At 74.7% G+C, this 13,091-nt stretch carries 11 protein-coding genes; 8 read left to right on the plus strand and 3 right to left on the minus strand.

Going from position 1 to position 13,091, the window contains the following annotated elements; all coding sequences use genetic code 11:
* Window positions 1-152 precede the first annotated feature (152 nt).
* Window positions 153-377: a hypothetical protein gene (locus tag ACIP82_RS20380; protein ID WP_400654906.1), complete on the plus strand. Its 225-nt coding sequence runs from the start codon at window positions 153-155 to the stop codon at window positions 375-377.
* Between the two features lie 456 nt (window positions 378-833).
* Here ACIP82_RS20380 and ACIP82_RS20385 read toward each other — a convergent pair whose 3' ends face one another.
* The 3 genes from ACIP82_RS20385 to ACIP82_RS20395 all read right to left on the minus strand — a co-directional run bounded on the left by ACIP82_RS20385 (window position 834) and on the right by ACIP82_RS20395 (window position 4,084).
* Window positions 834-1,919 (minus strand): hypothetical protein, encoded by a 1,086-nt coding sequence (locus ACIP82_RS20385; protein WP_400654908.1) that lies wholly within the window; start codon window positions 1,917-1,919, stop codon window positions 834-836.
* Between the two features lie 14 nt (window positions 1,920-1,933).
* Window positions 1,934-2,881 (minus strand): NAD-dependent epimerase/dehydratase family protein, encoded by a 948-nt coding sequence (locus tag ACIP82_RS20390; protein ID WP_363610127.1) that lies wholly within the window; start codon window positions 2,879-2,881, stop codon window positions 1,934-1,936.
* Between the two features lie 78 nt (window positions 2,882-2,959).
* Complete coding sequence (locus ACIP82_RS20395) at window positions 2,960-4,084, minus strand: DegT/DnrJ/EryC1/StrS aminotransferase family protein (protein ID WP_363610125.1); 1,125 nt, start codon at window positions 4,082-4,084, stop codon at window positions 2,960-2,962.
* Between the two features lie 357 nt (window positions 4,085-4,441).
* Here ACIP82_RS20395 and ACIP82_RS20400 point away from each other — a divergent pair, with 357 nt between their 5' ends.
* The 7 genes from ACIP82_RS20400 to ACIP82_RS20430 all read left to right on the plus strand — a co-directional run bounded on the left by ACIP82_RS20400 (window position 4,442) and on the right by ACIP82_RS20430 (window position 13,084).
* Entirely contained in the window at window positions 4,442-6,631 is a 2,190-nt protein-coding gene (locus ACIP82_RS20400; protein ID WP_400654912.1) for an MMPL family transporter, read from the plus strand.
* 151 nt (window positions 6,632-6,782) lie between these two features.
* Entirely contained in the window at window positions 6,783-8,054 is a 1,272-nt protein-coding gene (locus ACIP82_RS20405; protein ID WP_363610121.1) for a histidine kinase, read from the plus strand.
* Complete coding sequence (locus ACIP82_RS20410; RefSeq protein ID WP_363610119.1) at window positions 8,051-8,728, plus strand: response regulator transcription factor; 678 nt, start codon at window positions 8,051-8,053, stop codon at window positions 8,726-8,728. Before ACIP82_RS20405 ends, ACIP82_RS20410 begins: the two co-directional genes overlap by 4 nt.
* 363 nt (window positions 8,729-9,091) lie before the next feature.
* Entirely contained in the window at window positions 9,092-9,547 is a 456-nt protein-coding gene (locus ACIP82_RS20415; RefSeq protein ID WP_363610117.1) for a hypothetical protein, read from the plus strand.
* Between the two features lie 53 nt (window positions 9,548-9,600).
* On the plus strand, window positions 9,601-10,539 hold the full coding sequence (locus tag ACIP82_RS20420; RefSeq protein ID WP_400654916.1) for a hypothetical protein: 939 nt from the start codon (window positions 9,601-9,603) through the stop codon (window positions 10,537-10,539).
* 151 nt (window positions 10,540-10,690) lie between these two features.
* Window positions 10,691-11,707: an alcohol dehydrogenase AdhP gene (adhP, locus tag ACIP82_RS20425; RefSeq protein WP_400654919.1), complete on the plus strand. Its 1,017-nt coding sequence runs from the start codon at window positions 10,691-10,693 to the stop codon at window positions 11,705-11,707.
* A gap of 333 nt (window positions 11,708-12,040) precedes the next feature.
* Window positions 12,041-13,084 carry a BadF/BadG/BcrA/BcrD ATPase family protein gene (locus tag ACIP82_RS20430; protein ID WP_400654921.1) on the plus strand — a complete coding sequence of 348 codons (1,044 nt, stop codon included), beginning with the start codon at window positions 12,041-12,043 and terminating at the stop codon, window positions 13,082-13,084.
* The last annotated feature ends 7 nt before the right edge of the window (window positions 13,085-13,091 follow it).

Here is a 13,091-nt window from a genome sequence, read left to right on the forward strand (position 1 = left end):
CGATGAAGGGGTGAGGACCTCGCACCGCCGTACGCTCCTCGCAGGTTCCCTCGCCGGCCTTGTCCCGGTTCCCTCACGCGCACCGGCGCCCGGCCGACTCGGTATGGACGATCTCGACGCCATCGCCGAGCGCGTGCACGCGCTCGGCGCGCTTGACCGCCAGAGCGGCGGCGCGCTACTACGCCCTTGACGACTCATCCCGGGCCCGGGTGAAGGCCATGGTCGGTGCGCGCCTGGCCACCGCGCTCTACCTGCAGGGCTCCCGTGAGGAGGCCGACCATTACGCCGCGTCGGTGGCGGGGCTGGCCGTCACCGTCAAATCCGTCCGGCTCGACCTCGCCGTGGCGGAGATGCGGGCGAACGCGGCGGCAGCCTGACCGAGCGCGACATCGAGCCGGCCGGGCCTGTTCTCAGGCACCGGGGCAGTCGGGGGGCAGGTGCCCGAACGCGTGGAGCATGTAGATCGTCCGGGCCGCGTTCGCGGTGCCGAGGTGAGAACAGGTACACAGCCCCCTTCTTCGGGTGGACAGCAGCCCTGACCTCCTCGGGTGGACAGCAAGCCTTGACCCGAGGAGCGTACGCCGAGACAGCGCTACGCCCAGCCGTGCGTCTATCAGGAATTCCAGATACTCCCGGTCGACGGCGTCACCGGAAGAAGTGCCGTGATCACCGGGCTGAGGCGGCGCCTGTCCGTCTCAACGGGGTCAGCGAGCGCCAGCTCAGGGCTCCCGTCATTGCCAGGTTCACCGGGACCGGACAGGTGTCTCCGGCAGTGCCGTGTGGTCCCGGTCCGGCACCGCTGTCGCAAGCGGTGCCGGACCGGGCGTCCCCCGCTACTCCGCCGCCAGGCCCACCCGTCCCAGGGCCGCCGCGAAGCCCGTCCGCCAGGCCTCGGGGGAGGCGCCGGGTGACGGGGCCGGGGCGGGGCGGGCCAGGGCGGCGAGGGCGCTCCGGACGACCTCGGCGGGGCGGGCGGAGGTGACGTCGGCGTGGCCCAGCTCCAGTTCGTGCTGCAGGTTGTCGCGGCCGTGGCCCTGGACGACGTCCAGCAGCAGCAGGCGCCGACCCAGTGCGCGGGCCTCGCTGCAGGTGTCGCCGGAGCTGGTCACCACCAGGTCGGCGGCGGCCATCAGGGCGGGGATCCGGTCGGTGTACCCGAACGGGTGCAGACGGGGGCGGCCGTCGGCGGCCCGGCGCAGCCGGCGCTCCAGCTCCCGGTTGCGTCCGGCCACGGCCAGTACGTGCGGCCCGGCGTCGGCGAGAGCGGCCGCCGTGCGGGCGAGCGGGCCGAGGCCCCAGGAGCCGGACATCAGCAGCACGCACCGGGCGTCCGCCGGCACGCCCAGCCCGGCCCGCGCCGCCGCCCGCCCGGGCGGGCGGTAGAACGGCGCGCGCAGCGGTGCCGGCAGTACGGCGATCGCCGCGTCCGGCCGGTAGCGCCGCACCGCGCACGCGGCGACCTCGGAGGTGACCAGGAACAGGTCGGTGCCGTCCTGCACCCAGAGCCGGTGCGGCGTCACGTCCGTGCAGAGCACCAGATGCCGGAACCCCCGCCCCGGCAACCGGTTCACCGCCGAGCTCGCGGTCGCGAACACCGACACCACCAGCTCCGGGCGCTGCCGCGCGACCAGCTCCCGCAGGGCCGGCACCAGCCGGGCCCGCGCCGCCGCGTCGGCCAGCAGCGCGAGCCGCGCGCCCGGCCGCAGCGCCGAGAAGTGGAGGGCGTCGTACACCCCTGGCAGGTCGAGCAGCCGCCGGAAGACCGCCTCCCCGGCCGCGCCCGCGCGCTGCCCGAGCAGCGCCATCGCGTCGACCGTGGACGTCGTCCAGCCCCGGGCCCGCAGCGAGTCCGCGCACGCCTGGGCCATCACGTCGTGCCCCTGGCCGAGCGAACCGGAGACCAGCAGGGCGTGTGGCACGGCGGTGCCCCGGCTCAGGACGGGTCGGGCCCGGCGCCGGTGGCGTCCCGGTACCAGTCCGCGTACCGCCGCACCCCGTCGGCGAAGTTGGTCCGCGGTGACCAGCCGAGCAGCCGCTTCGCCTGGGCGGACGAGATGCGGCGCCCGGCGTAGTCGGCGGCGCGCGCCTCGATGTGCGAGATGGTGACCGGTCCGAGCAACCGGTCGACGGTGTCGGCGATGTCCCGGACGGAGACCGCGGCCGAGCCCTCCAGCGCGAAGGTCTGGTCCTCGGCGGCGGGGGAGAGGGCGCGGACGTGGGCGTCCGCGAGGTCCTCCACGTAGACGAAGTTGCGGCTCTGCCGGCCGTCGCCCGCGATGGTGATCGGCCGCCCGGCCAGGGCCGCCTGCACGAACCGGGCCACCACCAGCTCGTCGCGCATCCGCGGGCCGTACGGGATGCCGTAGCGCAGGATGGTGAAGTGCCGCCCGTACAGCTCCCGGTAGCTGTGCACCAGCATCTCGGCGGCGAGCTTGGTGGCGACGTACAGGTGCCCGCTGCGCTCCAGCTCGACCGGGACGTGCTCGTCCACCTCCTGCTCCTCGCCCTCCGGCCCCTCCCCGGCGAGCGCGGCGCCGTACACCCAGACGGTGCTGGCCAGTACGGTCCGGCTGAGGCCGCTGCGCCGGGCCGCCTCCAGGACGGTCGCGGTGCCGTCGATGTTGGTCCGCACGGCCCGGACCGGGTCGGCGGAGACCTGTTCGACGTCGGCCATCGCGGCGAGGTGGAAGACCACCTCGCTGCCGTCGAGGGCGGTGGTCAGGGCGGGCAGGTCGAGGACGTCGATACGGGAGTGCTCGGCGTCGGGGTTGAGGTACTTGTCGGTGGCGTCCACCGCGAGCACCTCGTGCCCGGCCGACAGCAGCCGGTCCACGACGTGTGAGCCGATGAATCCGCATCCCCCGGTGACGGCTACGCGCACGTTCTCTCTCCTAGTCCGGTCTCTTCGGTCGGTGCGGGCGGCCGGTCCCGGGCCTGCCGGGGACCGGCCGCCCGGGGGTCATCCCGCGAACCGGCGGTGGACGGCCGAGACCGCCTCGATCACCTGGTCGGTCTCGTCCGCGGTCATGTCGGAGTGCACCGGCAGGCAGATCTGCCGCGCGCAGAGGTCCTCCGCCACCGGTAGCGGCGCCGTCCGGTAGGGCGCGAACACGGGCTGCAGGTGCAGCGGCAGGTCGTACACCTCGCCGGAGAGCCGGACGCCGTACTCCTCGGCCACCGTCCGCTTGAACGCGGCGCGTTCGACGCCGTGCGGCAGCAGCGCCACGTACTTGTAGTAGTTGCCGCGGCAGCCGGCCGGTTCGGCCACCGTCCGCAGCCCGTCCAGCCCGGCGAGCGCCGCGTCGTACCGCTGGGCCACCGCGCGCCTGGTCTCCACGAACTCCTTGAGCCGGCGCAGGTGCACCGCTCCGGCGGCCGCGTTCAGCTCGCTCATCCGCCAGGACGCGCCGAAGCGGACGTGGTGGTTGGTGGTGAACGAGCCCTTGCCCTGGTCGCGGTAGATCCGCGCCTCGTCGCGCAGCTCGGCCGACTCGGTGAGGATCATGCCGCCCTCGCCGCTGGTGACGACCTTGGTCGGGTAGAAGGAGAAGGCGCCGGCCAGGCCGAACGACCCGGCGGGCCGCCCCTGGTAGCTGCTGCCGTGGGCGTGGGCCGCGTCCTCGACCAGCGGGATGCCCCGGCGGTCGCAGACTGCGCGCAGGGCGTCCGCCTCGGGTGTGATCAGCCCGCCGATGTGCACCAGCACCACGGCGGCGGTGTCCGGGGTGAGGGCCGCCTCCAGGGTTTCGGGGCTGAGCGCGAAGGTCGCCGGGTCCACGTCCGCGAGGACGGGCCGGCCGCCCGCGTGGACGACGGCGCCCGCGGTCGCGTAGAAGGTGACGGCCGGGACGACGACGTCGCGGTCCCGGACGCCGACGGTGCGCAGCACCACCTCCAGGGCCGCCGTGCCGCTGGCCACGGCGACCGCGTGCGAGGCGCCGTGTTCGGCGGCGAACGCCTGCTCGAAACGCTCGGTCCACGGGCCGAGCGTCAGCGCGCCGGTGGCGAGGATCTCCGTCACCGCGTCCGCGACGGCCGTACGGTCGCTCTCGTCGAACACGATGCGAGCGGCTGGAACCCCCATTGGGCCACCTCCGGCAGCGGGATGAGCACATCATCGAAAAGGGTCGGATCTGGACGGACCGGACAAAAGGGTCAGGCCAGGCACATCACGCTACTTCGCCCGGCCGCCCACGGCCCGTCGTCACCGCCCGCCCGGGTGACGCGACCGGGGGCGCGGCGCCGTAGGGGGAGGCCCGCCGTACTCCGTTCGGGACCGCTTCCTACTGCATGCGCAGTACGGAAAGTGTCTGCGGAGCGAGGACGACCCGACGGCCCCGGCCGACCGAGGATGGCCATGCTGCGGGCGACCCGGGCCGCGAGGCCACCGGGGGCGCCCCGGCGCGCACTGTGATCGTCCTTCGAAGGAGTCTGCTCTTCCGTGGCCACATTCCTGTACCGCCTGGGCCGATGGGCCTTTCTCCGGCGCCGCCTGGTGACTCTGCTCTGGGTCGCGCTGCTGGCGACCGCCGGTGTCCTGGCCGCCAAGGCGCCGGCCGCCCCCGACGACGGCTTCGCCATGCCGGGCACGGAGGCGCAGAAGGCCTTCGACCTCATGGAGGAGCGCTTCCCCGGCGCCAAGGCCGACGGGGCCTCGGCCCGACTGGTCTTCGTCGCACCGTCCGGGCAGAAGATCACCGCCACCGCGAACCAGCAGGCGGTCGAGCGGACCGTCGCCGAGCTCGCCCACGGTGAGCAGGTCACCGGCGCGGTCAGCCCGTTCCAGGCCGGCGCCGTCTCCGAGGACGGCTCCACTGCCTACGCGACCGTGGGCTACGACGCCAAGCCCGGCGCCCTGTCGACGGCCGCCACGGACGCCCTCGAACAGGCCGCGCAGCACGGCCGCGACGCCGGCCTCACGGTCGAGATCGGCGGCAGCGCGCTGCTGCCCAAGTCGGAGATGGGCGGCAGCAGCGAGGCCATCGGCATGGCGCTGTCCGCCCTCGTCCTGCTGATCACCTTCGGCTCGCTCGCCGCCGCCGGACTGCCGCTGCTGACGGCGGTGGTCGGGGTCGGCCTCGGCATCGCCGCGATCACCGCGCTCGGCAGCACGCTCGGCCTCTCCAGCACCACCAGCACCCTGGCGATGATGCTCGGCCTCGCGGTCGGCATCGACTACGCCGTCTTCATCGTGTCCCGCTACCGCGCCGAACTCGCCGAGGGCCACGAGCCCCGGGAGGCCGCCGCGCGGGCCGCCGGCACGGCCGGCTCCGCCGTGGTCTTCGCCGGGCTCACCGTCGTGATCGCGCTGGCCGGGCTCTCCGTGGTGGGCATCCCGGTGCTCGCCAAGATGGGCATGGCCGCCGCCGGGACGGTCGTGATCGCGGTGCTGGTCGCCCTGACCCTGGTGCCGGCCCTGCTCGGCTTCCTCGGCCGCCGCGTCCTGCCCCGCCGGATACGGAACGGCGGCACGGTCCGGCAACGGGCCAACGGTGGCGCCCGGTGGGCCCGCTTCGTGCTGCGCCGCCCGGTGGCCGTACTGGTGGGCGGCGTGCTGGGCCTCGGCATTCTCGCCGCGCCCGCCCTCGACCTGCGGCTGGGGCTGCCGGGCGACGAGTCCAAGCCGACCTCCACCACCCAGCGGCGCGCCTACGACCTGCTCTCCGACGGTTTCGGCCCCGGCTTCAACGGCCCGCTGAGCGTCCTGGTGGACGTCAAGGGGGTGGCCGATCCCAAGGCCGCCGCCGACCGGGTCGCCAAGACCGTCTCCGGTCTGCCGGGCGTCGTCTCGGTCACGCCCGCGATGTTCAACCGGACCGGTGACACCGCGGTGCTCACCGCCGTGCCGTCCACCGGGCCGGCCGCTGCCGAGACCAAGGACCTGGTCCACGCCATCCGCGGCAAGGCGGCCGACCTGAAGACCGCCACCGGCGCCACCGTTCTGGTGAGCGGTGCCACCGCGATGAACATCGACGTCTCCCAGAAGCTCACCGACGCGCTGGTGCCCTACCTCGTCGTCGTCGTCGGCCTGGCGGTCGTCCTGCTGCTGGTGGTCTTCCGCTCCGTCCTCGTCCCGCTCAAGGCGGCGCTCGGCTTCCTGCTGTCGGTGGCCGCCGCGCTCGGCGCGGTCGTCGCGGTCTTCCAGTGGGGCTGGCTGGCCGGGCTGATCGGAGTCGACCAGACCGGTCCGGTGATGAGCATGATGCCGATCTTCATGGTGGGCGTGGTGTTCGGCCTGGCCATGGACTACGAGGTCTTCCTGGTCACCCGGATCCGCGAGGCCTACGTCCACGGCGAGGAACCCGGCGAGGCCGTGGTCACCGGCTTCCGGCACAACGCCCGGGTCGTCACCGCCGCCGCGTTCATCATGATCAGCGTCTTCGCCGGCTTCATCGGGATGAACGAGCCGATGATCAAGATGATGGGTCTCGGCCTCGCCGCCGCCGTCGCCTTCGACGCCTTCGTGGTCCGGATGGCGATCGTGCCGGCCGCCCTGGCACTGCTCGGGCGCAGGGCCTGGTGGCTGCCGCGTAGCCTGGACCGGATCCTGCCCGACATCGATGTCGAGGGCGCCCGGCTCCAGACCCCGGCGCCCCGGCCGGAACCGGTTCGGCACTCCGTCGGCGTCTAGATCGTTCCCCTTCCGTCCGGGGGCCGTCGACCACCGCGCCGACGGCCCCCGGCCTGCCGGTCACCGCCCCGCGGCGGCGGCCGGCGACCGTACTGGCAGAACCCCGGCCAAGGGTGCCGCCAGGGCATCCCTGGATTCGGAGAGCACGAGAATGACCGACCTCTGGCAGCGCGTGCGGCGCCGCCACCCCCGCCTGCTGGACACCCTGGCCGTGATCGTCCTGACCGCGCTGACCTGCGTGAGCACCATGGTCGACCGCGCCGGCCACTACGGCCCGCCCGACCCGGTGGCCGTCGTCCTCGCGGCCGTGTCCAGCCTCACCCTGCTCGCCCACCGCCGCTACCCCCGCGCGGTGACCGCCGTCACCCTCGGCTTCGGCATCCTGCTCACACTGACCGGCCTCCGGCTCACCCCCGCCCTGGTCGGCCCCGTGGTGCTGGCCCTCTACTTCCTGGCCGTGCGCACCGACCGGTCCACCGCGCGCAACGCCACGGTGATCGCCGCCGTGCTGCTCAGCACCACCGCCCTGGCCGTCCAGTCCGGTGCGCCGCTGAGCGACAAACTCGGCGTCATCAGCTGGGTCCTGCTGCCCGGCGCCATCGGTGACGCGATCCGGACCCGCCGTGCCCACCTGGCCGCGATCGAGGAACGCGCCGAGCGCGCCGAGCGCACCCGCGAGGAGGAGGCCCAGCGACGGGTCGCCGACGAGCGGATCCGGATCGCCCGCGACCTGCACGACGTGGTCGCCCACCACATCGCCCTGGCCAACGCCCAGGCCGGCATCGCCGTCCACCTGATGGACACCCACCCCGCCCAGGCCCGCGAGGTGCTCAGCCACCTCACCGAGGCCACCGGTTCGGCGCTCCAGGAGCTCAAGGCCACCGTCGGCCTGCTGCGCCGCGCCGACGACCCGCAGGCGCCGCTGGAGCCGGCCCCCGGGCTCGGCGAGCTCCCGCGCCTGATCAACTCGTTCGAGCGCGCCGGGCTCGCGGTCCGGCTCGCTGTCGAGGGCGAGCCGCGTCCGCTGTCCCCGGGGGTCGACCTGACGGCCTACCGGATCGTCCAGGAGTCCCTGACCAACGTCGCCAAGCACGCGCACGGTGCCACCGCCGACGTGACCCTCGCGTACTCCGGCAGCCGGGTCGCCCTCACCGTCGCCAACGGCGCGTCCACCGTCCGGCGACCGGGGGCGCCCCGCCCGCCGGGCCCCCGGCCCGCCGCCCCGCGATCCGCGACCCCCTGGCCCGCGATCCCCGGCCCGGCGGCCGACGCGACCGGCTACGGCCTGATCGGCATGCGCGAGCGGGCCTCCGCCGTCGGCGGGCGGCTCCACGCCGACCGCCGCCCGGACGGCGGCTTCCGGGTCTCCGCCGAACTGCCCCTGCGCACCGCCGCCGCCCGAGAGGACAAGGACCAGTCATGACCATTCGCGTACTGCTCGCCGACGACCAGGCACTGCTGCGCGGCGCGTTCCGGGTGCTGATCGACGCGGCCGAGGACATGGAGGTGGTCGGGGAGGCCGCCGACGGCCGCGAGGCGGTCGAACTCGCCCGGGCCACCCGGCCCGACGTCGTCCTGATGGACATCCGGATGCCCGGCGTCGACGGCCTGACGGCGACCGCCGCCATCTGCGGCGACGAGGAGCTCACCGGGACGAGGGTGCTCATCCTCACCACCTTCGAGATCGACGAGTACGTCGCCCAGGCCCTGCGGGCGGGCGCCGGCGGCTTCCTCGGCAAGGGCGCCGACCCGAAGGAACTGCTCGCGGCGCTGCGCACGGTGGCGGCGGGCGAGGCCCTGCTGTCGCCCGCCGCCACCCGGGCCGTGATCGACCAGTTCCTGGCCCAGCCCGACCCCGCCCCCACCGGCACACCCGAGCGGCTGTCCGTCCTCACCGCCCGCGAGCGCGAGGTGATGGCCATGGCCGCCACCGGCCTGACCAACGAGGAGATCGCCGAGCGGATGTACGTCAGCCCCTTCACCGTCCGCACCCACGTCCACCGCGCCATGGCCAAGCTCGACGCCCGCGACCGGGCCCAACTCGTCGCCATCGCCTACCAGTCGGGCCTGGTCCGCGGTGGGCGGCCGACGCCCTGACCCGGGCCGCCGGCCCCGCTGCCGGGGTCTGCCGTGCCACCCGCTCGGCGGACAGACGGAACGTGTGCGAACGGGTAGCGTGCGGCGGGGCGGACCGACCGGCCCCGCCCGTGCTCTTCTCGTCCCTGGATGGGGGACCGCATGCCCGGAACACCGCGAACCGCACCGCGCGGCGCAGCAGGAGGACCGGTCCGGTGGCTTCTGGCGGCACTGGTGGTCTCGACGCTCGCGGCCTGCTCCGGGGGCGGCGGTGCCGGGCCCGCGTCCCCGGCCGCATCGGCCGGGGCGTCGGGAACGGCCGAGCCCGAGTCCTCGCCGCCCGTGGAAGGCGGGGGGCGGCAGCCCTCGGAGAACCGGACCTCGGTGGGTGGGAACCAGGGCGGGTTCAACGCCGCGGGCGAGGTGTCGGCGAGCGCCAGCGGCATCTGGCCGACGGTCCGCGTCTTCCTGGAGAGTTCGTCCCGGAGCACGTTCACCGCCGAGATCAGCCAGGTCGTCGACTGCACCGGGAACACCAGGTCCGCGCCGGCGAGTCCGCGAAGCCGGACGGTCACCGTGGTCGGCGGCAGCAGCACCACGGTCACGTTCACGCTCCCGGGGCCGAGGCCACCGGCCGGCAGCGAACGCGTCATCTGCCTCACCGTGACCGTGGGCGGCTCCAGCCGGAACGCCACCGCCTCGGGCCACGTCGTGGTCGAGAGCGCGTCGGAGGGCCAGAGCGGCAGCCCGGGCTCCGCCTCGCCCGGGGGCGGGAGCTCCTACCCGCCGGCCACGCCCGGGGCGCCCGGTGGCGGAACAGCGTCTGCGAGCACGCCCTGAGGCCTGCGGAGCAGGAGCCGCCCGGAGGCACCGGGGCCGGCGGCCCGGAGCCGGTGGCGCCCGAACCGGCGGCCCCTGAACCGGCGGCCTCCGCACCGGGGAGCCCGTCGCAGGAGGGGCCGCCGCAGGAGGCACCGGCGGCGCGGCCGGAGACCTGGAGCGGCTGGATCGGCCGGATCGCCTCGTGGATCGCCCCCACCACCTTCGTCACCGCCCTGCTGCTCTTCTTCGGCTACGCCTACACCGACGCGCTCTACAGCTTCTTCGGCGTGGACGCCGCGACGCTCGGCTTCGCCACCCAGGACTACCTGCTCCGCAGCTCCGCCGCGCTCTACCTCCCGGTGGGAGCCGTCCTCTGCGGAGCCCTCCTCGCGGCGCTGGCCTACCACTTCGCGACCAGCGCCGTCCGCGACGACCCGGGTGCCTCCCGGGCCGTCCGCCGCTTCTGCCGCGTCATCGGGCTCCTGGCCGTTCCGCTCCTGGTGCTCGGCTTCCTCGCCGGATTCCAGACCATCGACGCGGGCGCGATGGGCACGCCGCTCCTGCTGGGCGGCGCCCTGCTGCTGGCCGTCCTCGCCCGGCTGCTGGCCGTGCGGAGCGCCGGCGCCCCCTACCCGTTGCCCGGGGAGCGGGCGGCGCTCGGCATCAGCGTCGCGATCATCGCGCTCTGCTCGTTCTGGGCCGCCGGGGGCTACGCCCACGAGAAGGGCACCAGCGACGCGCACCGCCTCGCCGGCAACCTCGCCCTGCGCCCCGCCGTGATCGTCGACACCACGGAGCGTCTCTACCTCCAGTGGCAGGGCGTGGACGAGCGGGCACTGCCGGACCCGGGGCCGGCCCAGCGCTTCCACTACCGCTATCGCGGCCTGCGTCTGCTGGCCCAGTCGAACAACCGGATGTTCCTCGTTCCGTACACCTGGACCTGGAACGAGGGCAACGTGCTGATCCTGCCCGTCGACGCCGACGTCCGGGTGATCTTCCACCCCGGCTGACCCGGGCCGGGGTCTGGCCTGGGGCGACCTTGGCCGGGGCGGGCGGGGACCATCGGCCCGGGTGGGTGGGTCCTCTTCGGCCCTTACGGGACGGGCGCGGTGGGCGTGGGATGGAAACAGCCCAAGTCCTCCCGCTCGAAAGGCAGAGACCATGAAGGCCGCCGTCGTCCAAGACTTCGCCCAGCCGCTGGTGATCGAGGACCGCCCGGTCCCGACGCCCGCGCCGCACCAGGTGCTGGTCCGCCTGGAGGCGTCCGGGATCTGCCACACCGACATCCACGCCGCCCATGGTGACTGGCCCGTCAAGCCCAGTCCGCCGTTCGTGCCCGGCCACGAGGGTGTCGGCATCGTCGAGGCGGTGGGTGGGCAGGTCCGCCACACCAAGGCGGGGGAGCGGGTGGCGATCGCCTGGCTGGCCGACGCCTGCGGGCGCTGCGACCACTGCGTCTCGGGCTGGGAGACGCTCTGCCTCGGCCAGCACAACAGCGGCTACTCGGTGGACGGCGCCTACGCCGAGTACGCGCTCGCCCACGGTGACTACGTGGTGCCCGTCCCCGACGGCATCGACCCGCTGGACGCCGCACCGCTCACCTGCGCGGGCGTCACCACCTACAAGGCGCTGAAGGTCTCCGGCGCCCGCCCCGGCACGCGCGTCCTGGTCTCGGGCATCGGCGGCCTCGGCCACCTCGCCCTGCAGTACGCCCGCGTCTTCGGCGCCGAGACCATCGCCGTCGACATCACCGACGAAAAACTCGCCCTCGCCCGGGAACTCGGCGCCGACCACGTCCTCGACGCCCGCACCCAGGACATCGCGGCCGAAGTCCAGAAACTCGGCGGCGCCGACGCGGCCATCGCGCTCGCGGTGAGCAACGCCTCCTTCCAGGCCGCCTACGCCTCGCTGCGCCGCGGCGGCACACTGGTGCTGGTCGCCCTGCCCGCCGGAGGGAAGCTCGAACTGCCCGTCTTCGAGACCGTGCTGAACGGCACCAAGGTGACCGGCTCGATCGTCGGCACCCGCCAGGACCTCGCCGAGGTCTTCCGCCTGCACGCCCTCGGCCGCACCCGCGTCATCCGCGAAACCCGCAAACTCGACGACGTCAACGCCTGCATCGAGGAGGTGCTGGCCGGCAAGGTCTCGGCCCGCCTGGTCTTCGACCTCCGCTCCTGAGCCGCCACCAAGCCGTCACCGCGCCGCGCGGGGCCGTTCCCGGCTCCGCGCGGCGGTCTGCCCAGAGGTGACTGGACCTCAGATGCCGGTGTCCCCGCCGGCCGCCCGGACCCTGGGCAGGCGCGGCGCCGTGACAGGCGGCGGTGATGGCGCGGCAGAAGTCCGCGTGCGCCCGGGTGGTGAGGGCGGCGGCACGGTGTACGGCGCGGTCTCCTTCCCGGGGCGGTGATGGCACACTTCGGACACACCTGAGGTTGACACCCGTCGGGATGTCGAGGCTTCTCGCACAGAAGTCTCGGGATGTGGAAGAGCAACATCACTGGGAGGAGTGCTGTGGACCGGACATCGGCCCAGGCCGAAGCCGCCGGAGGCTCCTGGGTGATCGGCATTGACGTCGGAGGCTCCGGCATCCGGCTCGCCCTCGCCCCCGACGCCTGGCCCGCCGACCTGTCCCGGGCGCGCACCGTCGAACTCGCGAGCCCTGCCCGGATCTCCGGCGCCGGCCACGACGCGGACGCCCTGCTCGGCCGGCTGCTCCCCGCCCTCGGCCCGCTGGCCGCCTCGGTGCGAGCGGACGGGCGAGCGGACGGGCGAACCGGTGGGTGCGTCAGTGCCGTTGCCATCGGAGCCACCGGGATGGCACTGCTCGGCCGCGACCTGGCGGCGAAGCTGCCCGCCCCGCTGGCCCGCGCCACCGGAGCGGGCCGGCTGGTCCTGGCCGGCGACGCGATCTCCGCCTACGCGGGCGCGCTCGGGGCGCGGCCGGGCGTGGCCGTGGCCGCGGGCACCGGCCTGGTGGCGATCGGCTTCCACCCCGACACCGGCTGGCGACGGGCCGACGGCTGGGGGCAGTTGCTCGGCGACTGCGGCGGCGGCGCCTGGATCGGCCGGGCCGGTCTGGAGGCGGCCCTGCGCGCGTACGACGGCCGTGCGGGTGGCTCGCCGGCCCTGCTGGAGTCGGCGGAACGCCGCTACGGCCCGGTGACCGGCCTGCCCGCCGCGCTCCAGCCGCGCCCGGACCGTGCCGCCCTGCTGGCCGCGTTCGCCCCGGAGGTCGCCATGGCGGCGGAGGCGGGCTGCGCGGTCGCGGGCGGGATCGTCCGGCGGGCGGGGGAGGAGATCGCCGTCAGCGCGGCTGCTGCTGCCGGAGCCGCCGCGCTGACGGAGCCTCAGATCGCTTTGACCGGAGGCCTGTTCAACCTACCATCGGTTCGCGGGGCCGCCGTGGCCACCCTGGCAGCCGTCCTGCCGGCCGCCCGCCCGCGTCGGCCCGACGGCCCGCCGCTGCTCGGCGCTCTCCGCCTCGCGGCCACGGCCGCCGCCCCGCCCTGGCCGCTCGACCCGCCACTTCTGGACGTGCGGACCTGGACCGGGTGAGCTCCCG

Origin of the sequence: Kitasatospora sp. NPDC088548, from assembly GCF_044753005.1 — a bacterium.
Taxonomy (GTDB): domain Bacteria; phylum Actinomycetota; class Actinomycetes; order Streptomycetales; family Streptomycetaceae; genus Kitasatospora.

Bases quoted from the DNA above. Each gene is read 5' to 3' on its own strand.
- ACIP82_RS20410 (WP_363610119.1), top strand. From the start codon at position 8,051: ATGACCATTCGCGTACTGCTCGCCGACGACCAGGCACTGCTGCGCGGC.
- adhP (WP_400654919.1), top strand. From the start codon at position 10,691: ATGAAGGCCGCCGTCGTCCAAGACTTCGCCCAGCCGCTGGTGATCGAG.
- ACIP82_RS20405 (WP_363610121.1), top strand. From the start codon at position 6,783: ATGACCGACCTCTGGCAGCGCGTGCGGCGCCGCCACCCCCGCCTGCTG.
- ACIP82_RS20395 (WP_363610125.1), bottom strand. From the start codon at position 4,084: ATGGGGGTTCCAGCCGCTCGCATCGTGTTCGACGAGAGCGACCGTACG.